This is a genomic window from Rhodospirillales bacterium, assembly GCA_023898765.1.
Classification (GTDB): Bacteria; Pseudomonadota; Alphaproteobacteria; order Micavibrionales; family Micavibrionaceae.
This window is the reverse complement of sequence record CP060238.1, coordinates 1690531-1715590: the sequence shown is the minus strand read 5'-3', so window position 1 is coordinate 1715590 and position 25060 is coordinate 1690531. Positions and strand designations below refer to the sequence as shown.

General features: G+C 54.3%; 26 protein-coding genes. 21 read left to right on the top strand and 5 right to left on the bottom strand.

The window, feature by feature from the left end:
* Window positions 1-158: 158 nt before the first annotated feature.
* Entirely contained in the window at window positions 159-926 is a 768-nt protein-coding gene (gene ubiE, locus H6853_08420) for a bifunctional demethylmenaquinone methyltransferase/2-methoxy-6-polyprenyl-1,4-benzoquinol methylase UbiE (protein ID USO03535.1), read from the bottom strand.
* Between the two features lie 20 nt (window positions 927-946).
* On the opposite strand from ubiE, the gene H6853_08415 reads away from it, so the two are divergent.
* The 6 genes from H6853_08415 (at window position 947) to H6853_08390 (ending at window position 6548) form a co-directional block, all read left to right on the top strand.
* Window positions 947-1243 carry a hypothetical protein gene (locus tag H6853_08415; GenBank protein USO03534.1) on the top strand — a complete coding sequence of 99 codons (297 nt, stop codon included), beginning with the start codon at window positions 947-949 and terminating at the stop codon, window positions 1241-1243.
* A gap of 300 nt (window positions 1244-1543) precedes the next feature.
* A complete protein-coding gene (gene murJ / locus H6853_08410) occupies window positions 1544-3085 on the top strand; it encodes a murein biosynthesis integral membrane protein MurJ (protein USO03533.1) in 1542 nt (513 codons plus the stop codon).
* A 143-nt stretch (window positions 3086-3228) separates the two neighbouring features.
* Window positions 3229-4236, top strand: coding sequence for a tryptophan--tRNA ligase (gene trpS, locus H6853_08405; GenBank protein ID USO03532.1), 1008 nt, complete (start codon window positions 3229-3231; stop codon window positions 4234-4236).
* Window positions 4237-4357: 121 nt separating this feature from the next.
* A complete protein-coding gene (locus H6853_08400; GenBank protein USO03531.1) occupies window positions 4358-5014 on the top strand; it encodes a hypothetical protein in 657 nt (218 codons plus the stop codon).
* A gap of 232 nt (window positions 5015-5246) precedes the next feature.
* The gene (locus H6853_08395; protein ID USO03530.1) at window positions 5247-5918 is read left to right on the top strand and encodes a hypothetical protein; all 672 of its coding nucleotides are present in this window, start codon (window positions 5247-5249) and stop codon (window positions 5916-5918) included.
* Between the two features lie 54 nt (window positions 5919-5972).
* Window positions 5973-6548, top strand: a complete 576-nt coding sequence (locus H6853_08390; protein USO03529.1) for a NifU family protein — start codon at window positions 5973-5975, stop codon at window positions 6546-6548.
* Here H6853_08390 and H6853_08385 read toward each other — a convergent pair.
* Complete coding sequence (locus H6853_08385) at window positions 6526-7638, bottom strand: polysaccharide deacetylase family protein (protein USO03528.1); 1113 nt, start codon at window positions 7636-7638, stop codon at window positions 6526-6528. The two genes, H6853_08390 and H6853_08385, sit on opposite strands and share 23 nt — an antisense overlap.
* A 36-nt stretch (window positions 7639-7674) precedes the next feature.
* Between H6853_08385 and tsaB the strand changes: the two genes are divergently transcribed.
* Together tsaB and H6853_08375 are read left to right on the top strand one after the other, a co-directional pair.
* Window positions 7675-8376: a tRNA (adenosine(37)-N6)-threonylcarbamoyltransferase complex dimerization subunit type 1 TsaB gene (tsaB, locus tag H6853_08380; GenBank protein ID USO03527.1), complete on the top strand. Its 702-nt coding sequence runs from the start codon at window positions 7675-7677 to the stop codon at window positions 8374-8376.
* A 65-nt stretch (window positions 8377-8441) separates the two neighbouring features.
* Window positions 8442-8849 (top strand): MucR family transcriptional regulator, encoded by a 408-nt coding sequence (locus H6853_08375; protein USO03526.1) that lies wholly within the window; start codon window positions 8442-8444, stop codon window positions 8847-8849.
* 22 nt (window positions 8850-8871) lie between these two features.
* On the opposite strand, the gene H6853_08370 is transcribed toward H6853_08375, so the two are convergent.
* Window positions 8872-9684, bottom strand: a complete 813-nt coding sequence (locus H6853_08370; GenBank protein USO03525.1) for a pyrroline-5-carboxylate reductase — start codon at window positions 9682-9684, stop codon at window positions 8872-8874.
* Between the two features lie 396 nt (window positions 9685-10080).
* On the opposite strand from H6853_08370, the gene H6853_08365 reads away from it, so the two are divergent.
* Window positions 10081-10890, top strand: coding sequence for a hypothetical protein (locus H6853_08365; GenBank protein ID USO03524.1), 810 nt, complete (start codon window positions 10081-10083; stop codon window positions 10888-10890).
* A gap of 6 nt (window positions 10891-10896) precedes the next feature.
* On the opposite strand, the gene H6853_08360 is transcribed toward H6853_08365, so the two are convergent.
* On the bottom strand, window positions 10897-11415 hold the full coding sequence (locus H6853_08360; GenBank protein USO03523.1) for a YbjN domain-containing protein: 519 nt from the start codon (window positions 11413-11415) through the stop codon (window positions 10897-10899).
* A gap of 146 nt (window positions 11416-11561) precedes the next feature.
* Between H6853_08360 and rfaD the strand changes: the two genes are divergently transcribed.
* The 12 genes from rfaD (at window position 11562) to H6853_08300 (ending at window position 22223) form a co-directional block, all read left to right on the top strand.
* The gene (rfaD, locus tag H6853_08355; GenBank protein ID USO03522.1) at window positions 11562-12551 is read left to right on the top strand and encodes an ADP-glyceromanno-heptose 6-epimerase; all 990 of its coding nucleotides are present in this window, start codon (window positions 11562-11564) and stop codon (window positions 12549-12551) included.
* Between the two features lie 19 nt (window positions 12552-12570).
* Complete coding sequence (locus H6853_08350) at window positions 12571-13377, top strand: prolipoprotein diacylglyceryl transferase (GenBank protein USO03521.1); 807 nt, start codon at window positions 12571-12573, stop codon at window positions 13375-13377.
* Window positions 13361-14458 carry an SAM-dependent methyltransferase gene (locus H6853_08345; protein ID USO03520.1) on the top strand — a complete coding sequence of 366 codons (1098 nt, stop codon included), beginning with the start codon at window positions 13361-13363 and terminating at the stop codon, window positions 14456-14458. Before H6853_08350 ends, H6853_08345 begins: the two co-directional genes overlap by 17 nt.
* A complete protein-coding gene (pgeF, locus tag H6853_08340; GenBank protein USO03519.1) occupies window positions 14455-15231 on the top strand; it encodes a peptidoglycan editing factor PgeF in 777 nt (258 codons plus the stop codon). Before H6853_08345 ends, pgeF begins: the two co-directional genes overlap by 4 nt.
* A 68-nt stretch (window positions 15232-15299) precedes the next feature.
* Window positions 15300-16157: a Type 1 glutamine amidotransferase-like domain-containing protein gene (locus H6853_08335; protein USO03518.1), complete on the top strand. Its 858-nt coding sequence runs from the start codon at window positions 15300-15302 to the stop codon at window positions 16155-16157.
* A 100-nt stretch (window positions 16158-16257) separates the two neighbouring features.
* The gene (locus H6853_08330; GenBank protein ID USO03517.1) at window positions 16258-17193 is read left to right on the top strand and encodes a ribose-phosphate pyrophosphokinase; all 936 of its coding nucleotides are present in this window, start codon (window positions 16258-16260) and stop codon (window positions 17191-17193) included.
* A 68-nt stretch (window positions 17194-17261) separates the two neighbouring features.
* Entirely contained in the window at window positions 17262-17582 is a 321-nt protein-coding gene (locus tag H6853_08325; protein USO03516.1) for a hypothetical protein, read from the top strand.
* A 129-nt stretch (window positions 17583-17711) separates the two neighbouring features.
* Entirely contained in the window at window positions 17712-18389 is a 678-nt protein-coding gene (locus H6853_08320) for a 50S ribosomal protein L25/general stress protein Ctc (protein ID USO03515.1), read from the top strand.
* A 115-nt stretch (window positions 18390-18504) separates the two neighbouring features.
* On the top strand, window positions 18505-19080 hold the full coding sequence (locus H6853_08315; GenBank protein USO03514.1) for an aminoacyl-tRNA hydrolase: 576 nt from the start codon (window positions 18505-18507) through the stop codon (window positions 19078-19080).
* Window positions 19070-20173 carry a redox-regulated ATPase YchF gene (gene ychF / locus H6853_08310; protein USO03513.1) on the top strand — a complete coding sequence of 368 codons (1104 nt, stop codon included), beginning with the start codon at window positions 19070-19072 and terminating at the stop codon, window positions 20171-20173. The genes H6853_08315 and ychF overlap by 11 nt, the downstream gene beginning before the upstream one ends.
* A 187-nt stretch (window positions 20174-20360) precedes the next feature.
* Window positions 20361-21632 carry a tyrosine-type recombinase/integrase gene (locus H6853_08305; protein ID USO03512.1) on the top strand — a complete coding sequence of 424 codons (1272 nt, stop codon included), beginning with the start codon at window positions 20361-20363 and terminating at the stop codon, window positions 21630-21632.
* A gap of 9 nt (window positions 21633-21641) precedes the next feature.
* A complete protein-coding gene (locus H6853_08300; protein USO03511.1) occupies window positions 21642-22223 on the top strand; it encodes a hypothetical protein in 582 nt (193 codons plus the stop codon).
* A 709-nt stretch (window positions 22224-22932) separates the two neighbouring features.
* Here the strand turns inward: H6853_08300 and H6853_08295 are convergent.
* Entirely contained in the window at window positions 22933-25023 is a 2091-nt protein-coding gene (locus tag H6853_08295; protein ID USO03510.1) for a hypothetical protein, read from the bottom strand.
* Window positions 25024-25060: the final 37 nt, after the last annotated feature.

Below are 25060 nucleotides of genomic sequence, written 5' to 3'. Positions count from 1 at the left end.
TTATTCTTGACAGTTTTCCCCCACTTGAGGGCCAGCCCAGTAACGCCCCCAAGCGCCCCGACAAAGCAATCTCAATGAAAGTAATGGGGCCATATATAAGGAAGAATCGCCCGCAGATGCAAGTATTATTTTTTGCGCGAAAGGCTTACCTATGAAAATTATTGTTTCGTTCCTTTGTGAATAGCCACAACCCCGAAATTCAAATTTTCAAAGGAAACGTTCGAAAATCCGGCCTTTTCCATGCGCGCGGCAAGATCCTTCTGCGCCGGGAATTTACGGATGCTCTCAACCAGATATTGGTAGCTCCCCCGGTCCTGCGCGACAACCGCGCCGATTTTCGGAATGATTCCGTAGGAAAAGCCGTCGTAAAGCTTCGAGATCAGGGGGTTTTCAACATGCGAGAATTCAAGGCAAAAAAACCGCCCGCCGGGCTTCAAGACGCGAAAGGCCTCTTTCAGCGCCGTGTCAATGCGCGTCACATTGCGCAAACCGAAAGAAATCGTATAGACATCGAAACGGTTATCCGGGAAAGGAAGATCTTCGGCATTGCCCGTCACCCACTCAAAATCATCCAGCCAGCCCCGGTCTATGGCCCTGTTCCGTCCAACGCGAAGCATATCGGTGTTGAGGTCGCACAGGGTGATTCGCGCATCCGGTCCCGCTTTTTTCCGGAGCCTGAAGGCGATATCGCCGGTCCCGCCCGCCACATCAAGATAGTCCATATCTCCCTGCGGCCGGATTTTGCGCACCAGATGGTCCTTCCAGAGGCGGTGTATCCCGCCGGACATCAGGTCGTTCATCAGGTCGTAATTGTCCGCAACGGAGTCAAAAACACCGATCACACGGCTCGTTTTTTCTTCCGGCGTAACGGTCTCGTCGCCAAATTGCGTGCTTTCCGGGTTTTGCGCAGGGTTGTTTTGAGTCATGAGGAGGGTTCTAACACAGCTTGCCCGCCGAAGCCAAGGCGAAGGCGCACGGCCCCGGCGTTTTTCACAGCCAATCCAATAGTTCGTTGGCCAAATTGAAAAAATTCCTGCTTATCCCGCTGGTTTTGTTTGGTTTTCCCAATAGTTCGTTCGGAAGGGGCGGCGCGGCAATCCAGACTTTCGCCTTTTGGCTCTGGATTGCTTCGCTCCCGATGGTCGCTCGCAATGACGGGAGGAATACCCCGCCGCCTGCAGCGGAGTCGTTCATTTTTTGTGTTCTTTGGAGGTTTTACGTGGAAGGTCATAAGAAAGAATAGGATAAAAATCCTAGAAAGTCAATACGCCCCCCTTGCCGCCCCTCATTTTCTAAAAATACCTTGTCTTTCGTCATTGCGAGCGACCATCGGGAGCGGAGCAATGACGAAATTGAGGGGGTTAGTCGAAATATCTTTTAAGTTTAACGTTATGAAGATCCTTCGACTGTGCTCGCCAAAGCTCGCTCCGCTCAGGATGACAAAACGGGTCGTGACTCGACCTGATCGCAGAATGTTCTAAAATCACAGCCAGGAAATAAAACTCTTGGCGTTCCTGACGGGCTTGGTGGTAAAACCAACAGCATGAAATTACTAAAAGCGATGGCAACGGTGGCGGGACTAACGGGCGTAAGCCGGATTTTCGGCTTCGCGCGCGACATCCTCACCGCCGCCATTCTGGGCGCAGGACCGGTGGCGGACGCCTTTTTCGTGGCGCTGAAACTGCCAAATTTTTTCCGGCGCGTTACGGCGGAAGGGGCTTTTAGCGTTTCTTTCGTGCCGCTTTACAGCGAAAAACTCACCAAAGAAGGAGGCGAGGGCGCAGACCGGTTTGCCTCCAACGCGTTCGCGGTGATGTTGAGCGTTCTTATCCCTTTTACAATTCTGGCGTTGATCGCCATGCCGTGGATTATTTACGCCATTGCGCCGGGATTTGAAAAAGGGCAGATGCGCTATGACCTGGCGGTCGATCTCAGCCGTGTGACCTTTCCTTATCTGCTTTTGATGTCCCTGACGGCCCTGATGGGCGGGGTTTTGAATGCGCGCGAGAGATTTGCGCCTTTCGCCGCCGCGCCGATTTTCTTTAACCTGAGCCTGATCGGCGCGCTTTTGCTTTTTACGCCCGTCATGCAAACGCCCGGCCATGCGATGGCGTGGGGCGTGTTTCTGGCGGGTATTCTCCAGTTTGCGTGGCTGCTTCTTTCCATTCGCCGTGCACGGGTGAAGCTTGAAATAAAGCGCCCGTCTTTCGACGGGGACATGAAACGGCTTTTTAAACTGATGGGGCCCGGCGTGATCGGCGCGGGGGTTGTGCATATCAATTTGTTTGCCGACGTAATTATCGCTTCGCTTCTGGAAGAGGGGTCCATTTCCTATCTTTATTATGCGGACCGGTTGAACCAGCTGCCGCTGGGGCTTGTCGGGATCGCGGTCGGCACGGCGCTTTTGCCCATGCTCTCCAAAGCGTTTGCCGCCGGGGATTCCGCTCTGGCGCAAAATCTTTTCAACCGGGCCATGGAGGTCTGTTTGCTTCTGGCCCTTCCGGCCGCCGCCGCGCTGTTTGTCGCGGGAGAAGAAATGGTGCGCGTTTTGTTCGAGCGCGGAGAATTCACGCCCGACAACACCCTTAAAACGGCAAATGTTCTAAAAGGCTATGCGATCGGGCTGCCGGCCTACATCTGCGTGAAGGTTTTTTCCTCCGCCTACTGGTCCCGGCAGGATACCGTGACGCCGGTCAAAATCTCAGTGGCATGTACCATCTTAAATATTGTTCTGGCACTGGCCTTCAGCCGCGTGATCGGCGTGGCGGGGATCGCGCTGGCGACGGGGCTGGCAGGGTGGCTGCAGTTCGCGCTGCTGCGGCGGGGGCTGGGAAAACTGCCGGAGGCGAAGTTCGATGCGCGCCTGCGGACCGCCGTGCTGAAAATCATTTTCTCCAGCGTGCTAATGGGCGCGGCGCTGTACGGGTTTGCTTACATCGCTGCCGACTGGTTTGCCGGTGCTCAAATGGAGAAGGTTCTGGCGTTGATCGCCCTTGTCGCGGGCGGGGCGATGGTTTACGCTTTCGCGATTATTCTGACCGGCGCCGTCAAACCGGCGGAGTTGAAGAGGTATTTGAAGAGATAGATTAAGGTTTTTTCTAACACGAAGGAACACAAAGTATATTTTCCTGCAGAAAAACTTCGTGTGGCTTTGTGTCCTTCGTGTTTAAAAATTTACAGCGCGCCGGCGCGCGCGTGGTTTGAAATGGTTTGAAAAGGAAGTAAAGAATGAAACGTATCCTCTCTTGCATGCAGCCGACAAACAGGCTTCATCTGGGCAATTATCTGGGGGCGCTGCGGAACTGGGTGCGGCTTCAGGATGACGGGGAAAGCGAATGTCTTTACGGCGTCGTGGATATGCACGCCATTACGGCCGGGCACGATCCGGCGGCGCTGGCGCACTCCACGCGGGAAATTGCGGCGGCCTATATCGCGGCGGGCGTAGACCCGAAGCGCTCTTCCCTCTTCGTGCAATCGGCCGTGCCGGGACATTCGCAGCTTCAGTGGCTTTTTGCCTGCCTGACGCCGCTGGGCTGGCTCAACCGCATGACGCAGTTCAAGGAAAAGGCCGGCAAGAAAAAGGACCAGGCATCGCTGGGGCTGTACGGCTATCCGGTCCTGATGGCGGCGGATATCCTGATCTACAAGGCGACCCACGTGCCCGTCGGGGACGACCAGAAACAGCATCTGGAACTCGCCCGCGATATCGCGGCAAGCTTTAACCAGCATTATGCCGGCGGAGAAGAATTTTTTGTGATGCCTGAGCCTGTGATTACGGGAGAAGCAACGCGGGTCATGTCCCTGCGCAACGGAACGGAAAAAATGAGCAAATCCGCCGATAGCGATATGACGCGGATCAATTTGACGGACGACGCGGACACGATCGCGCAGAAAATCCGCAAAGCCAAAACGGACCCGCATCCCGTGCCGGGGAGCGCGGCGGAAATGGAGGGGCGTCCGGAAGCGGCAAACCTGATCGGCATTTACGCGGCCCTGTCCGATACGACCAAAGCGGAGGTCATGGCGCAGTTCGGCGGAAAGCAATTCTCGGATTTCAAGGGGGCGCTGTCCGACCTGGCGGTGGAAAAGCTCGCCCCCATTACGGCGCGGATGAGCGATCTCATGCGCGATCCGGGTGAAATCGACCGGATTCTGGCCGCCGGAAACGAAAAAGCCAACGCGCTCGCCGCGCCGACGGTCGAAGACACCATGAAAAAACTTGGGTTTTGGGGGTGACGCTGTACCACAAATGTCATTCCGGCTGGAGCGAAGCGGAATGGAGGAATCTGTGAAAGAAGGAAAAATAAAAGATCCCTCGGCTACGCTCGGGATGACATGAGGGGGGATTGCGGCTACAATGCGATTCATGTTTCGGATTCTTTTGCTCATTACCGTTTTGTTTTACGCCTCTCCCGCCCGGGCGGACTACTTCCTGTGGGAAGACCAGAAGAGCGGGCTGACGATCTCCTTCCCCGACACATGGAAAGTGCAAAGCAACCGGAACCCGGACGACATCTTCACCGTGATGGCGCCTTCGGAAAACGACCAGCCCGTCTGCAAGGTGAAGGTCCGCGAAGAGCGGCGCTATGTGATTTATCCGCCGAAATTCGGCTCCGACGTGCAGAAGGTGGCGGTCAGCGCGCCGTTCTGGGAGCAGTATCTGGGCGAATATAGCGGGCACAACCTTTCGAACGTCTATGACGGGGCGGGGCTGGGGCGCTGGTTTGCGTCTTACGCGCTGGCAAGTTATGCCACATATAGCGGAAACGTGCTGCAGCACCGCCGCGCTCTTATGTTCGCCTCTTTATATAACGATAAACTCTATATTCTGGAGTGCTCAACCCTGAATCATGCCTATGAAGACTGGCGCGTGATCTTCCAGAGCATTGTGAAATCCATCGACTTCAAAAAAGCCTATAACGAGAACGTCACCGGCTATTACGCCAATTTCCTGAAAGGCGCCGACCATTATTTCTGGTCGCAAACCGACCCTGTCGGCACGGCCGGATACTAGACGTTCTGCTTCTGCAATCATCTGGTCGGGCACGGCCCGCTTTGTCATCCTGAGCCGAAGGAGAAGGATCTCAGGGTTTCCCGGAGATTCTTCGCTGCGCTCGGAAATGACAGAATGGAAACAACCACACGCTCAGAATGACAGGGCTGCGCTCGGAAATGACAGGAGGGAGGTTGACTTTTCTTATCTTATGTAATATAAAACCGTCTCCACGTGAAGAGGAAAAGCCGGAATGTCCAGACGCAATCCATCCAAGGAAGGCCCCGGGATCAGGGTAAGCGATCCGTTGCCTCCGGAATCCGGGACGTCCGCAAAACCTGCCGGATGTTTGAGGGTTTTTGCCGTTGCCGCGATACTGGGTCTGGGCGGCAGCGCTTTGGTCTATTCCTTTCACAGGCTTTCCGAGGAAAACGCGGCCCGCGAGGCGCGCCAGCGCGCGGAGATACTGGCCCGTCAGGAAAAGGAGGCGTCCCGCCGCCGGGAATGGGAGGCCGCCGGGAGGGAAGCCCGCCGCAATGCCTGGAAGGAAAACGGCTCTATCGCGATTGCCGTGGGCAGCCGCAGGGACGGGAGCGGAAACAATATCTACGGCGTTGCCGGGGAGTTTTCCTTTGTCACGCGTCCGGACGCTCTTGCGCAGTGTTCCGGTGCAGCAGGCTATAACCAGTGTTACGCCCTTCCGGATATCGAGACAAAGAACCGGCCCACCTGCGCCGGGGTCGGGGTGGATTACCTGAAACTGCCGTCCGGCGCGCAGAAAACGCCGAAAGAAAAACTGATCGGCTATGCGCTGGAAATCCGGGAGACGCCCGAAGAGGCCGGAAAAGCGATCAGGGACGCCTGCAGGCAGCGCAGAGGGCAATGCCGTCTGGGCGCAAAAGTTTTTTGCAATTACACGCCTTGATCCGGCGCCTGATTTGTCTTGGGTTCCTGCTCTCCCGGTGATAAGAATTCTTCCATGTTTATCCGGACCGAAGATACGCCGAACCCGTTAACGTTGAAGTTCCTGCCGGGGCAGAACGTTATGGCCTCCGGCACGGCGACCTTTGAATCCGCCGAAGAGGCGGGATCTTCCCCGCTGGCTACCCGCCTGTTTGCGCTGGAAGGCGTGGACGGCGTTTTTTTCGGCCATGATTTTATCTCTGTCACGAAAGACGAAAAGGCCGCGTGGGAGAGCCTCAGGATGGAAATCCTGCAAGTCATCATGGCGTATTTCCAGACCGGCGCGCCGTTGTTCCATGAGACGGAGGCCGCCGCCCCGGACGCAGCCGAATTGCCCCAATCCCCCGGGGAGGCTGCGGAAGACGACGAAATATCGCGTCATATCCGGGCGCTGATCGACGAGCGCGTGCGCCCGATGGTCGCGATGGACGGCGGGGATATCGTTTTTGAACGTTTCGAAGAGGGAATCGTTTATCTGCATTTGCGCGGCGCCTGCTCGGGCTGCCCCAGCGCGGCGGCGACGCTTAAAATGGGCGTCGAAAACATGCTCAGACATCATGTGCCGGAAGTTATCGAGGTGCGGCAGGTATAGCATCGCCCGGCGGGAGCAGGAGCATGCCCAGCCAGCGCCAGCGCGGCAGGGCGTCCTGCGTATCCGCAGGGCCGGGCAGGGTGCAGTTCATCCGGGTGCGTTCCTGTGTCAAAGGCTCTTTCAAACGCACTTCCACGCGGCCTTCGTCCAGAAGCTCGATATCCGGTTTTTCCTGCCCCGACACAAAACACGACAGCGATTTCAAAGACGGCGCCAGCGCCTCGTCCACCGTGAAGCCGATGGCGGGGGCCGCACTTTGCACAAGGGGGGCGGCGGGCTGCAGGTCGCTTACGGGAAGCGGCAGCGCGCGGGCCGTCATCTGGAACCTTTCCAGGCTGCCGTAATTTTCGCTCATCGTAAAACGGGGCAGGGCGAAGAGATCATCGGAGGCATGGACCACGCCCGAATGCTGCCCGAAGGCCGCAGCGAAGCCCTGCGCCCGGACAATTTCCTTGAAAACGGGGCTGAATTCCCCGAAAGGATAGGCGAAAAACAGGGGCTCGGTTCCCAGATTCTCGCGGTAAAGCGCGCGCGCCGTATTGATCTGGCGTTTGAGTTCCTCTTCGGACGCCTGCGCCAGATGCGCGTAGGACGCCGTATGCAGCCCGATCGTCGCCAGCCCCGTTTTTTGCAGTCTGCGCAAATCTTTCCAGCCGACGGTCCGTCCCGTTTCTTCGCCGATCTGACCGGCCGGGATAAACAGGGTGTAGGGCAGTCTGCGTTCTTCCAGCAGCCCGGCGGCATAGCGCAGGAAGGAGGCGTCCGCCCCGTCAAAAGTCAGCGCCACCGTTTTGCCGGGGAGCGGTTTGCCCGACGTCACGGCCTGAAGGATCTCCGGCAGGGGTTTGACGGTATAGGCGTCTTCAACCAGTTCGTGAATATGCGCGGTGAATTGCTCCAGCCGCAAAGAAGAGGCCGGGGCGTCATCTTCCCCGATCTGCCCGTAGGCAAAAACGACGGCGGAAGAGGAATCGTAGCCGGTCGGGGGAGCGGCTGCAGCTTCGGCCTCGGCTTTTGCCGGAACCGGGGGGAAGGCAACGGCCAGTAAAAAACCCGCCGTCAGGACGCATTTTTGGAAAAAAGCTACCATGTTGAGGAGGATTACCTTATTTAAGCCGTCAGGAACATGAAAAGTTTTGAAAACATACTGGCCTTCGATACCGCGCTGGGGGGAATGAGCGTCGGGGTTGTCACAAGGGAGGCAAAGGTGACGCGCCGCATCGAAACGGCGCGCGAACAGGCGGCCCTGCTCGTCCCGCTCATCCGGGAAACGCTGGAGGAAGCGAACCTGTCTTTCGCCGACCTGGACCTGATTGTCTCAAGCACCGGACCGGGATCCTTTACGGGCCTGCGGATCGGCCTGTCCACGGCGCGAAGCCTTGCTCTGGCGCTGGACAAGCCCGCGCGGGGCGTAAGCACGCTCGCAGTCGTTGCCAGACAAACGCAGACACGGGATAAACGCGCCGTTTTGCTGGAAACCAAGCGCCGGGATTTTTACGTGCAGGTGTTTGACGAAAAGGCTCGCCCCCTTGGAAAGCCGCAGGCACTGGAAGGGGAGGCGCTTTTGTCCAGTCTTCAGGAAAACGGCCCCTGTCACCTGGCAGGGGACGCGCTGGCGCGTTTTACACGGGAGGCGGGCGCCGAATGGGTGCGGGCGCATGCCTGCGGCCAGAGCCCCATGGTCCTTCTCGACCCGCTTGTCATGGCCCGGATGGGAAAAGAGGCGGCGGCGCTTCCGCCGGAACCGCTGGAGCCGCTTTACCTGCGCGGGGCGGATGTGTCCCGGCCGAAAGTCCCGCCAAGAACGCTGGAAGGCTCTTTTAAGTAATTCTATTGTTGAATTTAAATAAAAACAGTGTATTTCTATCTCCTGTTCAAGTTATGGAGGTAAAAATGCCGGATAAACCATCACAAACGGAAATTCTGGCGCTGACGGCAGACATTGTCGCGGCGCATGTTTCAAACAACGCGGTGGAGACAGAGGATATATCCGGCCTGATCGAACAGGTCTTTCGGACGCTCTCCCGCATGGGCAGCGAAGGAAACGCAAACAGAGACCATCTCCAGCCCGCCCTTCCGATCGAAAAATCCGTGACGCCGGATTATCTGGTTTGCCTGGAAGACGGCAAGAAACTCAAAATGCTCAAACGGCATTTGAAAACGGCCTATAACATGACGCCGGAAGAATATCGCGAACGCTGGGGCCTGCCGATGGATTACCCCATGGTGGCGCCCAACTACGCCCGCCAGCGCAGCAAGCTGGCCAAGGATATCGGCCTGGGGACGCAGACGAAGAAATAGGCGTTTTTTTTGCAGGGAGGCCCTAGCCGGACAGCTCTTTGCTGCGCTTTGTTGCGGCCTGAACGGCTTTGTCGAGACTGTCCTGAAAAGTTCCATCCATCAAAATTTCCAAGGCGGCTTGCGTGGTCCCGCCGGGGCTTGTGACATTTTCACGCAATGTTGCGGCCGGAACCGCGCTTTCAAAATCCGCCAGCGCGGCGCTCCCGATAACGGTCCGGCGGGCCAGTTTCATCGCAAAATCCGCCTCAAGTCCCGCAGCCTCTCCCGCTTTGGCCAGCGCCTCCATGAAATAAAAAACATAGGCCGGGCCGCTGCCGGAGACAGCCGTGACGGCGTCCATATCCCCTTCATTCGCCGTCCAGAGAACTTCCCCGACAGCGGACAAAAGCCTCTCCGCAATATCTTTCTGGCCGGCCGTCACGCCGGCGGAAGGGCAGGCCACCGTGATGCCCTTTCCAATGGCGGCCGGGGTGTTGGGCATGGCCCGAATAACGGGCTGCCCGGCGGAAAAATATCCCTGAAAAGACGAAATGCCTTGCCCGGCGGCGATGGAAAGGACGGGCAGGTCTTCGGGCAGGCCCGGCGCAAGCTGTTTGCAAACCTCTTTCATGACCTGCGGCTTTACGGCCAGAACCAGCATATCCATATGGGAGGCGAGGGACGAAAAGTCCGACAGGCTTTCATGGCGGCCTAGATCTTTGAATTCTTCGGACAGGGGGTGAGGATCGAAAATCTCGACGTCACGCAGGCCCGCCTCCCGCCAGCCCCGCAGCATCGCCCCGCCCATTTTGCCGCAGCCCACAAGGGCGATGCTCAGTTGAGAAAGATTTGTCATGAGAGTTCATTACCATCCATGTACGAGGCCGCCAAGGTTTGTTTGGCGAAAGGGCACATTTAATTGACATAATTAATACAATTTTGTTATGTTGCTTTCATGAACAGCGAAGCGCAAAAGGAGCCGGTTTTCGGGCATAAACTTGATGGAGAAAGTTACGGCTTTGATCCGTCCAGACCGCTGCATGTGGATTGCAGCGCCGATCCTCTCGATGTTCGACCGCTTCTTACAACCACGCTGGCCGAGATAGACCGGATCAGGGAGGAAGAGCTTGTCGAGGGGCAAAGAATAGTTCTTCTTGCGGGAGAACACCATCTAAGACCTTTCGGTTTGATGTTTTGTTCCGCTTTGGCCTTTGCCTTGTATAAATGCGGGCGGGAAAATGCAGCGCAAAGAATGCTGACGGCACTGGAAATCCCCCATAGCTATATGCCCGGAATAGATATGCATTCGGCGCTTTGTCATGCGGCAGAAGAATCTACTTTTTATATGCCCTATACAAACGCATATTTTATGAATCTTCTGCAGAAAAAGCGTATCCCGACTCTTTTTAACGATTTGTCTATGGTACGGCGTGGAAAAAAAGTTTTTCTCGATCCCAACGATCCTTTTACGGCAAAATTCACGGAAGGTTCAGGGCAGGAAGGTATGGAAATTAACATCACTTCACCCGAAGGTGTGGCGATACGCAATCAGTGGATGGCTTGTCTTGCCATGGCGAATGACGCGTCTGTCGTTTTGCAAAACACCGGTGGAGGGCATATCTTCGGGTATGTTCCTAAAGGGGCTGAGTTTAAGGACAGTCTGTATCTTGCATACAAGGAGGGGGTAAAGGACGAGAAACCTGCACCTTATATTTTGCCGATTATTCTCAAGAATAATATTTTTAAACTTCGTGATCTACCGCAAGAGGCCCGCAATGTGTTAGTGCACAGTGTTATCGGTCAAGGAGGGGACGAAACTCTATTTGAGGTCTCCCCTCAGGAGGACAACGAAGATCGGCAGGCGTATTTTCGACGTATTGCATGCGATCTTGCGAAGGAAAAGAGACATGTAAGAAAGATTTTCGAGCATTCCGGCGGGCGGGAGACTTTTCCTTTTGCCCCCAAGGGGTTTTCTCAAATGGAGAAAAAGATACAGCGGTCATATCAATGGGCGCGCTTTGCTGCGCGTATAAAAAACGCTTTGTCTTTTACGCATCCTTAAAGGGACTTAAGACTCGCCGGCGGGGTCCATCATCGCCAGAGCCAGCGCCGCGCCGCTTTGTTTTTTCGCTTTCGAAAGCAGGTCAAAGGCGGGGTAGTAACGCTCGCATTCCGACAGGGCAATATCGACCAGATCTTCCAGATGATCCGCGCCGGAGCTGTAGGTCATGCCCCGGAACAGGCTGGTATGGCGGAAGGACGGAACGTTCGTCTTCGGACGGATATCGAAATGCCCCAGCCAGAGGCCGTTATTGATGGCGGAGGCCGTTTTGGCCGCCCTGTCCAGCACATCCGCAGGGATGGTCAGGTCATATTCACAGCAAAACTGCATGGCGCTGTAATCTTCCTGCCAGACGAAAAACATTTTATATTCGCCCATCTTGCCGGAAATCTGGACGCAAAGCTCTTCCTCGCTCATGCGGTCAAACGCCCAGTCATTGGCGCAAAGAATTTCCTCCACGCTGTCAAGCGGGTTGCTTACATCCTCGAAGACGTCGATTTGTTCGTTCATAGTGAGAGAAGTCACTATCACCGCACTTTCATGAGGGCAAGACCGAATCGGAATGCTATTCCCCTTTGCTGTGGAAAAGAATTCGTGTGAGTATAGGTTTTGGATTTTGCAGGCCAAGTGGTATGACTTAAGGGGACGGATTCAAGAAGGGGAATAAAGATATGATTATTGTAACGGGCGGCGCAGGGTTTATCGGGTCCAACCTTGTCGCGGGACTGGAAGAGCACGGGTGCAGGGATATCGTCATTTGCGATGTTCTGGGCTCCGAGGGCAAATGGATGAATATCGCCAAGCGCGAGATTCGCGATGTGGTCCATCCCGACCGGCTTTTCGATTATCTGCATACGCATGCACAAGATATCGAGATGATCTTTCATGTCGGCGCGATCTCTTCGACAACCGAACGCAACGCGGACCTGATTATAGATACGAATTTTGTCCTCTCCCGCCGGATCTGGAAATGGTGCGGGAACAATAATGTCCGGCTTGTTTATGCGTCCTCCGCTGCAACATACGGCAGCGGAACCAACGGGTTCGAAGATGACGGGACCATAGAGGGGCTTGCAAAGCTGCGGCCTTTGAATGCCTATGGCTGGTCCAAGCATGTGTTCGACCGCCGGATCGCCCGCGTGGTGGAGGAAAAACTGGAATCCATCCCGCCGCAATGGGCTGGGCTCAAATTTTTCAATGTTTACGGCCCGAACGAATATCACAAGGGCGAACAGATGAGCGTGATGTGCAAACTCTATCCGCAGGTTGTGGCCGGCGCGGCGGCGAAGCTCTTCAAGTCGTCCAACCCGGATTACGAGGACGGGGGACAGCTGCGCGATTTCGTCTGGGTCGGGGATTGCGTGGATGTGATGCTGTGGCTCTATGACAACAAGCAGGTCAGCGGCCTGTTTAACGTCGGAAGCGGGGAGGCCAGAAGCTTCAAGGATCTGGCCGAAGCCACTTTCCGGGCGGCAGGGAAAGAGCCGAAAATCCAGTATATCGACATGCCGGAGGTCCTTCAGGCCAAGTACCAGTATTACACGCAGGCCGATATGAACAAGCTGCGCCAGGCCGGATACGACAAGCCTTTCACAAGTCTGGAAGAAGGCAGCAAAACATATGTGAACGATTATATGCGCGCGAAAGACATTTACAGGTAACGACAGGTAGCCGGTTTACATGAGTTTGCAATTCCCGAATATCGACCCTGTGGCCCTGTCCCTGGGGCCGCTGGATATCCGCTGGTATGCGCTGGCCTATCTGGCGGGATTTTTGCTGGGCTGGCGGTACGCGCTTTTCATCATCAGCCGGAGCCAGGGGCAAAGACCCGGCAGGACCGATATCGACGATTTCATGTCATGGGCCGTTCTGGGGGTTATCCTCGGCGGGCGGCTGGGCTATGTCCTGTTCTACCAGCCCGCTTTGTACCTTGCGCATCCCTTGAGCATCTTCAAAGTCTGGGAGGGCGGCATGTCCTTTCACGGCGGCGTGATCGGCGTGATTGTGGCGCTTGTGAGCTTTTCCCTTGTCCGGAAAATCAATGTTCTGCGCCTGTCGGACATTTTTTGCGCCGCCGCGCCTTTGGGGCTGTTTTTCGGGCGGATCGCGAATTTTATCAACGGGGAGCTTTACGGACGTGTCACCGAAGTTCCCTGGGGCATGGTCTTCCCCGGCGGGGGGGCGGAGCCGCGCCATCCCAGCCAGCTTTATGAGGCGGCGCTGGAGGGCGCGGTGCTCTTCACGGCTTTGTTCTTCCTCGTGACAAGGCCGGATATCCGGAAACGCCCCGGGCTTGTGACAGGCGCTTTTCTGGCCGGATATGGAAGCGTGCGGATCGGTGTCGAGTTTTTCCGCGAGCCTGATTTTTATCTGGGACTGTTCTGGGGAAGCGTTTCAATGGGGCAGCTTTTGAGCCTGCCGATGATTTTGCTGGGGGGCGCTGTTATTTTTTACGCGCACCGCAGGGGCTATGACTCCGCTCGCTAAAATCATCCGGGAGGAAATGCGAGAGCGCGGCCCGATGGATCTGGGGCGGTATATGGCGCTATGCCTCGGGCATCCCGAATACGGTTATTACATGACCCGCGACCCTTTCGGCGTAAAAGGCGATTTTACGACCGCGCCTGAAATATCGCAGATTTTCGGGGAAATGATCGGCGTCTGGCTCGCCGATACATGGGAAAAAATGGGCGCGCCTGCAAATTTTATCCTGCTGGAATGCGGGCCGGGCCGGGGAACGCTCATGGCCGATGCGCTGCGGGCGACCAAAAATGTGGCGGGGTTTCATGCGGCGCTCGCGCTTCATTTGCTGGAAATGAGTCCGGTCCTCAGGCAGGCGCAGGAGGAGGCATTAAAGGCGCATAACCCTGTCTGGCATGCCGGGCTGGAGAGCGTGCCGGAGGATATGCCTCTTCTTGTCATTGGAAACGAGTTCCTGGACGCGTTGCCCGTGCACCAGCTTGTGCGGCAAAAAGACGGATGGGCCGAGCGGACCGTTGAACCGGCGCAAGGCGGCGGCTTCGCTTTGGGGGCGCGCGAAGCGTCACAGGAGATGATTGCGCTGGTGCCGCCGTCCCTGCTGCCCTGGCAGGACCGGGACGTGGTCGAAGTGTCTCCCATCTTAATCCGGTTTCTTAAGAGCCTGTGTTTTAGATTGAAAAAACAAAAAGGTAGCGCCCTTTTTATAGATTACGGCTATATGTCTTCCGCCGCCGGGGAAACCCTTCAGGCCGTCCATAAGCACCGCCCCGTATCGATATTGGATGCACCGGGGCAGGCCGACATCACGGCGCACGTCAATTTCGAAACGATCGGTACTATCTCTATGGCGGAAGGAGTCACGGTTCACGGTCCTGTCCCGCAGGGCGCCTTTCTGGAACGGCTCGGGGCAGGGATTCGGGCGGCTGCTTTATGCAATAACGCAACGGAGAGTCAGGAAAAGGACATTGCCGAGTCAATGAACCGGCTTTGCGCGAAAAACCGGATGGGAACGCTGTTTAAGGCGCTGGCCATTTGCGATGATCCCGCGCTTGATCTGAGTGGTTTTCAGGCGGTGGAGGGGCCATGATTGTTTTTGAAAACGATACGTTCCTGAAGGGGAAAAAATCTGTCCGGTTCGGATTTTTCGGACGCCGCGGCGGGGTCAGCAAAGGGATTTACAGCAGCCTGAATTGCGGATCCGGGTCAAAGGATGACCCGGATATGGTTGCGGAGAATCGCCGGCGGGCTGCAAACCATCTGGGAGGGGACACCGGAAGCCTCGTCTCCCTCCAACAGGTTCACAGCGCGGATTGCGTGGAAATCACCGCGCCGCCGGACCGTCCCCCCAAGGCGGATGCGCTTGTAACGGATCGCCCGGGACTGGCCCTGAGCGTTTTAACGGCGGATTGCGCCCCCGTGCTGTTTTACGGGGAAAAAGCCGATGGCGCGCCCGTCATCGGCGCGGCGCATGCGGGCTGGAAAGGGGCTTTAAACGGGATATTGCCCTCAACGCTCCGGTCCATGCGCGCGCTGGGCGCGGAACCGGAAACCGTTCGCGCCTGCGTCGGGCCGTGCATCGCACAGGCTTCCTATGAAGTCAGCAGGGGGTTCGAAGCCCCTTTTCTGGCGCAATCGGGCGAAAACGAGCGGTTTTTTAAAGCCGGCCAGACGGACGCGCATTTGCTGTTCGACCTGCCGGGCTATATCGCCAGCGTTCTGGCCCTTTCCGGAGCGCGCGATGTCTGCCTTATGGGGATAGACACATACCGGGAAACGGAAAGCTGTTTCAGCTACCGCCGCATGATCCATCGGAAAGAAGCCGATTTCGGCCGGCAGATCTCGGCGATTATGATAGCTTAAAATACTTGTTTACATAATTATTTTATGTTACCTTTTACGTTGTTTTTTGCGGTAATAAGGTATTTCTTATGAGTTTTCTTGCGATCAGCGCGTCCAAATCACCCTATCTTGCGCATGCCCAAGAGTGGCTGAAAGCCCATTTCCATGATGCGGGAACTATTCTGATTATCCCTGACGCGGTGCCAAAAAGCTATCGCCTGAAAGCTTTGGCAAAAGAGCTTGAAGATTGCGGCGTTGGCGATGCCGTGGCCATGGCCGGAGCGTCCCTGGCAAGGGTTCTGGCCGATAAGGAGGTCAGCGCGGATATTATGGCTTCAGCAACAGAAGCATATGCGGCGGATAATGAAGCCTTTTTTAAAGGGATCGGTATTGATTGCGTTTCCGCCCATCGTTTGAACGATCCTGTCAGGGCTTTGTATAACGGAGCCTTTGGCGGAATTTATATTGGCGGCGGCAGTATCGTTGATCTAACGGAAAATCTGCAAGCCAGCGGCCTGTTTAACGAGATTAAAGAGCGGGCTCTGGAGGGCATGCCGGTTGCCGGCGCGAGCGCCGCAGTTCATCTGATCTCTCCGGAGGCGACAGCGACAACGGTGGAGCAGCCTTATGATGGGCGGGAGCTTCCAGAACTGGAAGGGATGGGCCTGATTCAAAGTCAGTTTGTTGTGCATGCGGACCCTGAAAACATGGGCGGGAAAAGGGCTTTTGCAACCGCCTATTTCGAGAAAGGCGGCGTGAATCCGGTTATTGTTCTGCCGGAGAACGGGGCGCTGGTTATTCCCGTCACGGAGGCTGAAAAATACGGAGAGTTGGCCGCTCATATCAGTATTTTGGGCGAAGACGGCGTTGAAGTTGTCTCGCCGGGAAATCATATTCAGGCGCAAAAGGGACAGATGTCACCGCTTTTCTCTCCCCCCGCACCATAAAAATACGGGGAAACATAGCTTTTCCCTGTTGCTTTCTGCGCATATTTTCCTATAGTCGCCGCAAGCTCACATAACCGTTCCATAACCGGATGAGAGACAAATGAAAATTATCTCTGGAAATTCGAACCGCCCGCTGTCCGAGGCTATTTCGGCGCATTTGAAAGTTCCCCTGACCGAAGCCAGTATCCGCCGTTTTTCAGACATGGAAGCGTTTGTCGAGATCAAGGAAAACGTGCGCGGCGAAGACGTTTTTGTCGTCCAGCCGACCTCCTACCCGGCCAACGATACGCTGATGGAGCTTTTGATTACCATCGATGCGCTCAAACGCGGTTCGGCGCGCCGGATTACGGCTGTGATCCCTTATTACGGCTATGCCAGACAGGACCGGAAAACCGGAGGCCGCACGCCGATCACGGCCAAGCTGGTCGCCAATCTGATTACGGCCGCCGGCGCGGACCGCGTGTTGACGATGGAGCTGCATGCCGGCCAGATTCAGGGCTTTTTCGATATACCGACCGACAACCTGCATTCTTCCCCCGTTATGATCCCGCATATGATGAAGCATTTTAACGGAGACGAGACGGTGATCGTATCGCCGGATGTGGGGGGCGTGGTGCGCGCGCGGGCCGTGGCCAAACGGCTGCACGCCGATCTGGCCATCATTGACAAGCGCCGCGAAAAAGCGGGCGTGTCGGAGGTGATGAACATTATCGGCGCGATTCAGGGAAAGCATTGCGTCCTTGTGGACGATATCGCGGATTCGGCCGGAACGCTGTGCAACGCGGCCAAAGTGCTTACAGAGCGGGGCGCCGCTTCCGTTTGCGCCTATATCGTGCATGGGGTCCTTTCCGGCGGGGCTGTGGCGCGCGTCGCCGAATCGCCCATGGAGAAACTGGTGATTACAGACACAATTCTGGCCACGGACGCGGTGCGGGCGTCTCCCAAGATCGAGCAACTGACCGTCGCGCCGCTGATGGGGGAGGCCATGCTCCGCATCGCCGAGGAACGCTCGATCTCCGCTTTGTTTAAATACTAACAACTGTTGACATAACTTTTTGCTTTGGTATTTTCGGGCCTCATATTTGGCGGCGAGAGGTTTATGTTATGCGTTTAATAAAAAAGAGAGAGCGGGAATATTATAGTCTAATTGTGGATTTTCGGTGTTCGGTGGGAAAGGGACAAGAGATCGATGAGAAAGACCTGTTGAATCTTACCCGGTTATCCATTGATTCAGGTGAATTATCAATTAGCGAACTGGAGAGAAAAACAGGTGGTTTGCCTGTCACTGAAACTTTTAACAAGGTATGGCACGAAGTGCAGGGGTGGCATGCGAAGGAACTTGATGTGCAAGGGGTGGAGCAACCAAGATTGCCTGAAAACATCAGAGCTGTTGTCGTCCAGGAACTGAAAAATTTGCACCTCTAGGCTTTCAAATCAGTATTTTCTTGAAATTTTGCCGTATTTCTGCTCTTTAGGTGCGCGAAAAGGGCCGTTCATCCCCCTGGAGGTGCGGCCGTTATTTTAAAACCGAAACAAAAAAGAAGGAAAAAACCGATGACAAAGCACTACGCACTGTCTGCGGCAAAACGTGAGGGGACAGGTAAGGGGATCGCCCGCGCACTACGCCGTGAAAACAGAATTCCCGCCGTGATTTACGGCGATAAAAAAGAACCCGTCTCCATTTCTCTCCCCGCCAAGGAATCCAATCTGGAGTATAACAAGGGGCACATGTTCACGACCCTGTGCGAACTGGATCTGGAAGGTGAAAAAAATCTTGTTCTGGCGCGGGACGTTCAGGTGCACCCTGTTACGGACCAGGTCCTGCATGCCGATTTTTTGCGGGTAACGCCTAAAACAAAGATTACAGTGGCGGTGCCTGTGAGCTTCATCCATCAGGAAGACTGCAAGGGCCTGAAAGAAAAAGGCATTTTGAACGTCGTGCGCCATACGGTCGATCTGGTTTCTCAGGCCACGAACATTCCGTCTGAAATTGAGGTGGATATGACTCCCTTTGCAATCGGCGATTCTATCAATATTAGTGCCGCTACGATGCCGGAAGGGGCAGTGCCGGCCATTCAGGACCGCGACTTCACACTGGCCACTATTGCCGCGCCGCGCCTTCTGATTGAAGAAGAGCCGACGGAAGAAGCCGCCGAAGGGGAAGCTGCCGAAGGTGAAGCCAAGGCCGAAGGCGAAGAAAAAGCCGAAGACAAAGAAGACAAAAAGGACTAGCTGTTTTTTATTAACCACCAAGGACACCAAGGTCACCAAGCGTATATTATTTCTTGGCGTTCTTGGTGGGCTTGGTGGTTAAATGTTTTCATTTCTACAAAAGAAAAATTCCGATATGTGGCTTTTCGTAGGGCTTGGAAATCCCGAAGACAAATATGCCAAAAACCGGCACAATATCGGTTTTATGACGGTGGATGAAATCGCCCGGGAGCCTTCTTTTACGCCTTTTAAATCCAAATTTGACGGCCTGCTCAGCGAGGGGCGTCTGGGCGGCAAAAAAGTAGCGCTTCTCAAACCCCAGACCTATATGAACGAGTCCGGCGTCTGCGTCGGGAAAGTGGCCCGGTTTTATAAAATTTCACCGGGGCAGATTGTCGTGTTTCACGACGACCTTGATCTGGTTCCCGGGAAGATAAAGGTCAAGCAGGGCGGCGGCAGCGGCGGCCATAACGGATTGAAGTCTATCGACGCGCATCTTGGCACGCAAAATTACTGGCGCGTGCGCATGGGGATCGGGCATCCGGGCGATAGAAACCGCGTCACGGGATATGTCTTAAGCGATTTTTCAAAGGAAGAACAAAAATGGCTGCCCGCGTGGATAGAGGCCGTGGCAAAGCACGCGCCTTTGTTGGTGGAAGACAATAAATCAGACTTCATGACGAATGTGGCGGAGGAGATGAATGGGATTTAACTGCGGAATTGTGGGGTTGCCGAATGTCGGAAAATCCACCTTGTTTAACGCGCTCACGGCGACGGCCGCCGCGCAGGCGGAGAATTTTCCCTTTTGTACGATCGAGCCCAACGTGGGCAAGGTCGCCGTGCCGGACGCGCGGCTGGACCGGATCGCCAAAATAGGGAAGTCGGCGAAAATCGTTCCCACCCAGCTTGAGTTTGTCGATATCGCCGGACTGGTCAAAGGCGCCAGCAAAGGGGAAGGGCTGGGCAACCAGTTTTTGTCCAATATCCGAGAAACGGATGCGATCATTCATGTCCTGCGCTGTTTTGAAAATCAGGACATTACCCATGTGGAAGGCTCCATCGACCCTTTGCGCGATGCGGAGGTGATCGAAACGGAACTGATGCTGGCGGACCTGGAGTCCCTGCAAAAACAGTGCGACGCCATCGTGCGCAAGACAAAATCCAACGACGCGGAGATCAAGGCGCAATATGCCTTTATGCAGACGGTCCTTAAAGCTTTGGAGGAAGGGAAATCCGCCCGCACGGTGACGCCTTCGAACGAGGACGAAAAACGCTGGATGCATTCGCTGCATCTTATGACGGCAAAGCCGGTCCTTTATGTTTGCAACGTAAATGAAAACGATGCGGCGGCGGGGAACGACTGGACGAAAAAAGTGGAAGAGATGGCGGCGGCGCAAGGGTCCGAGGCCGTGACGATTTGCGCGGCGATTGAATCGGAGATTGCGCAGCTCGATAACGCCGAAGACAAGGCCGAATTTCTGGAAAGCCTCGGCCTGACAGAGCCGGGGTTGAACAAGATTATCCGCGCCGGTTACGCGCTGCTGGGGCTGCACACCTATTTCACGGTGGGGCCGAAAGAAGCGCGGGCCTGGACGGTGCGCATCGGAGCCAAGGCGCCCGAAGCCGCCGGTGAAATCCACACGGATTTTGAAAAGGGCTTCATCAAGGCCGAAGTGATCTCTTTCGAGGATTACACCGCCCTGGGCGGCGAACAGGCCGCCAAGGATGCCGGAAAAATGCGGCAGGAAGGCAAGGACTACGTCGTGCATGACGGCGACCTTATCCTGTTCCGGTTTAACGTTTAGACCAAATCGTTAATTTCGTGTAATTTCAAGTCATCTCATATATTGCTTAATTGCATGATATTTAAAGATTTTATTCTCTCTTAGCACATCATTACATTTCTTGCCATCTCATATAAAACCGTGTACAGTATCGGGTATGGTTCAAAAACACGGCCATTTTAAACCGTGTATAAATGTGTGAGGCAAGATGCTTACTGATAGTGCGTGTCGTGGTGCGAAGCCGAAAAAGAAGCTGTATAGAATAAAGGATGCCAAAGGGCTTTATCTTGAAGTTAAGCCTAATGGTGTGAAGGCGTGGCGTTATCGCTTTGAACTTGTCCACGAGGGTAAGCGTAAAGAAAGCATGTTCGCTATCGGTGAGTATGCTTACGTTTCTGGTAAAGAGAATGAAGAAGAAGCTGAAACACGTAGAAATGATAGGCGCTTTACGTTGGCCGAAGCCCGTAAGGAGCGCGATAAAGCCAGATCGCTTGTTAAGCAAGGTATAAATCCGGCGCATAATCGCCAATTAGATAGGATTAAGCGGGAACAAGAATTTTCCAATACTTTTGAAGTGGTGGCTGACAAGTGGGTTGATTTGCGGGATTGGGAAGAAATCACCAAAAAACGTCGGCGCGATATGCTGAAACGGGTTGTCTATCCGCATATAGGAAAACTTCCCATCCGTCAGGTCACTTCGCGCCACATTCTCGATATTCTACAAAAAGCGGCAGATAATAACGGCCCATCTGTGAAAGATGAGGCTAAGCGTACTATGTCGTCGATTTTTGAGTTTGCTATTTCAAATTTGATGGTTGAGGTAGACCCTGTTTATCCAGTCCGTAAGGCCTTGCCCCCTAATAAGACACAGCACAAACGTCCTTTGGAGAAAGAGGAAATTGGTGAATTTTTACGTGATCTTGCAGGATATGAGCGGAATTTTCAGGTGGTTTCTGCTTTCAAACTCATGTGGCTGACTCTGGCTCGTCCGAAAGAGATCGTGGGTATGCGTTGGGATCAAATAGATTTTGAAAAAGCTGTTTGGCACCGTCCTGCTGATCTAATGAAAAAGCGTAAGCAACATACAGTGCCTTTGCCTAAACAGGCTGTAGAGATACTTGAAAGCATGAAAAAATTTACAGGCCATCGACCTCACGTTTTTCCTCACAGGGATAAGCGTGATGAACCCATGACGGACAATACCTTCCGCCAGGCGCTAAAAAACATGGGTTGGTCTGGTCGTTATAGCCCTCATGCTACGCGCACCACAGGAAGCACTCACCTTAATGAAATGGGGTTCCATGCTGATTGGATTGAGCGTCAACTTGCTCATTCAGAGCCTAATGCGGTGCGCCGAACTTATAACCATGCCGATCACTTGGAGGATCGTAAAATTATGATGCAACAATGGGCAAATCTTCTCGACACTCTTGCCAATGGCGAAAGCGATAAAGTTGTTGTTGCCAATTTCAGAAAGTAGGAAGCTGAAATGAGTGCGGAAGCGGCATTTATTAACGAAATTATTGAAAAATCAGACTCTTTTATACGCTCTCATGGAGGAGAAGTCGGTTATGAATTGTTTCGTGAGGAGTATTCCAAATCAATATCAATCAATACCGATATAAATGAGTTTGCCCTTGAATATATTCAGTCAATAGAAAGAAAGGAGGCTGAATCGCCGCTTTATGCAAGGGTCTTACTTTCTCTTTATGTGGTTTCTGAACAGAATGGGCAAGCACCGGATTTTTTAAAAGACTGGGTTTTTGAAAGGTTGATAAAAGTAAGTGATGGCGCAAGTGCTGACGATGCCTTTCATCTAAAACCCCAACGTGGAGTAAGGCAGACAAAACGCCAGCATAATAGATTAAGGTGTGTCTGCTATGTGGAATTAAAAATGAGAGAGGGCGTGAGTAAGACGGAAGCTGTTCAGGCTTGTAAAAAAGAGTTTGGGGCAGACGAAAGAACGATATTCGGCTTTCTTAAAGGCATAAAAATTGGCAGTGATGTATCTGACCAAACCCTTATCTTTTATCGCGATTGCGACATTTCTAATGATTATTTTCCCTACTGAAATCAAATAGGGGTATTTGCCGTCAGTTATCAGTGACACGGAATGTGATTTCCTAATGCGTATTGAGGCAACGCAAAGGAGATTTTCAATGTCACAGCACCAGCAAACTCTATCAAACTTTGACCAACTTCCTGATTCCGCGCATGTAAGGCAACCTGTTGTAGAGGCCTTGTATATTTGTTTTTTAAAGGGTTGATCGACTGATATGGAACGTAAAAGTGCAATAGACAGAAAACGTGATGCGGCTATTCGTTTTGGTTCCGTCCATTATCAAACCTGCAACATTTTTTGCCAACGTTGGATGCTGATAATCATGGGTGTTTGCGCGTATGGGGAGTTCTGCGAGATGACCCTTGGCATTTAGCAGGCATTTTTGCATTTCGAGAGCAAGCCGAAGCGTATATAAATGAATTTGATGATGATTACAGAGTTGTGTTTGGAAGTAATCGTATCGGGACTGATGATTTTATTTATTCGTGATTTTGGATAGGTGAAAATATAAAACCGAGTACAGAAACGGGTATAAAAACAAATGTGTAATTATTTATACTATTTAAATCAGCTATTTAAGTCCGATTTAACGGTTTAACGTTTAAGAGCGCGGCAAATCCGCGCACATCCCTGGATCCCCGCCGTTTAAGCGATGCTGCGCATCGTCGCGGGGATGACGGTGAAAGGGATTCAACTTAAACGTACAATGCTCTAGCTTTTAAGCGCCGCCTATTCCAAGGTCCATGGTAGGGCCCCGGTTGATTTGGGGGGCTGGCCTGTCTGCTTCGGGGGCTTTGGCTTCCGCAGCTTCCACAGGGTTGAAGAATTTTGAAAAGAATCCGCGTTCCTCTGTTACTTTAATTCCTTCGTCTGCCGCGACCGGGGCCTGGAAATTTGCGCCGGACTGCGTCACGGTGGCATCTTTGCCCGAGGCGGCAGCGGCTGCCCTGCGGTCGATTTCATTTTCTATCGAGCTGGCAATATATTTCTTCATGTTCGCCAGCTGTTCCTCGAAACTCTTGGGTTTGTATTCAGAAGGGGCCGCTTTAATCGCGCTGTTGTCAACGGCAGCCTTTACAGGGCTTTGGCTTTTGGCGATCATTTCTTTCGGGTCGCCGATGGCGGGCTCCGGTTCCCCTGCGGCTTTTATGGATCTTTCAATGGCCGCGATTTTGTCCGGCTCGCCTGTCGTCATGACCACGGCGTTTTTGTATTCTGTGTGTCCCCGGCGTATCGCATCCATATAATGGTCCGTTTCGGCATGAACGTTCAGCAGGGCAATCCTGTTTTGTTTCAGGTAGCCAACAAGTTCCTCCCCGTCGAGATTGCGGATAGCCTCTGCGTGTTTCTGGCCGTCTTCCCCGCGATGCTCCAGAAAATTCACGAGTCTCTCCCTGTGATCGAGCATCCGGGACTTTCCGGCGACCATGTCTCTTAGCTCCGGCGGGTTCTCTTTCATCTCGGCCAACACATCCACATTGAGTCTGGGATAGAGGCTCTCGGCGGAATTTTCGAATTCCGTTTTCAGCGTAGATGCCTGCGCATCCAGCGTTCTTGCCGCCGCATGTTCGTTGCGCGCTTCGATGACTTTTGTATAGACGGCATGGTCGCCCATATATTCCCTGGCCATAAATTCTTCGCGTGTCGTAACGCCCGGCGCCTCCGGGTCCACCCCTTCATCCTGCGCGGAGGGGAGGGATTTCATCGCCGTGATCTGGTCATCGCTCAGCCCCGCGGCTTTCAGCTCCGCGACGCCTTGTTCTGTCCCGACATCCGGAACATAAAGACGCCCGCCATTGGCGGCGTTGAAAACCATGGTGGGGTTGGTAGAGCCCGTGGCGTTTTCAACAAAGTTCAGGTCTTCAAAATCTGTCTGGTATCCGGCCCGGATATAATCATTCCCTGCATCAAGGGTGGCGCGGTCGATCCGGCCTGTTGAAGGTATCCCCAAAACAGCCTGCGCCATTTTAATCTGGTTGGCGTCGCCGCTTTCCATCCATGTCTGGACTTCTTCCGCCATGTGCATTCCGTTCACGCCGGCACGGGCGACGTCAAGCGCGCCGCTTTGAACCTGCCAGCCCTTTTCTCCAAAGGCCATGTCCTGTACATGGTCCAGACGCATGCGGCCTTCCTCAAAAACGCCTTCCTGCTGCATATATTCGGAGTCCGTGGCCATGAGCTCGTTGAGGCTCTGCGCCCGCTGCATTTCCGTCAATGTCCCGATCTGGTCCGGCCTGATGAGGCCTCTGGCCGCCAGCGCGGCATCCACATTGACTTCCAGTTCCGATTGCGTGACGGCCGCCAGTTTGGCTTCTGCAGCTTTGGCGGCGGCGTCCCGCGCGGAGCTTGCAAAGTCCCCGCGCAAAGAATTGATGGACTGTCCCTTGGCCAGCCCGTCCGCGATGCGCTGCGCATCCGCTTTTTCCGCCGCGCTTATCGTGTCGTCAAAGACCGGGTTGCCGCCATAAACAGCCAAAAGCGCGTGAAACTCCAGCATATCCGGACCGGCGCCTTTGATGCCTTTGTCCAGAACGGATCTGGCGGCCTCGCGCGTGCCGGTTCTGGGGTCGGCGTCTTCTTCGCCTGTGAAGCGGCGCATAAAGTTGCCAAACCTGGAAGCCAGATCCTGCTGCCCGACTTTCGCACCGGGCGTTTGCAACTGTTTGGCCTGATTTTCGATCAGCGCTTTCAGCGGACCTGCGGGCAGGTTGGGAACCTTGACATCTTTGGCATCCATCCCTTCAAGAAGGCCCTGAAGCCCCTGATAGGTTTTGCCCAAATCCTGCTCTGTCAGTTTATCCAGTCCCATCGATTTTCCCGCGTTATGTAATTGTGCCTAAATTATA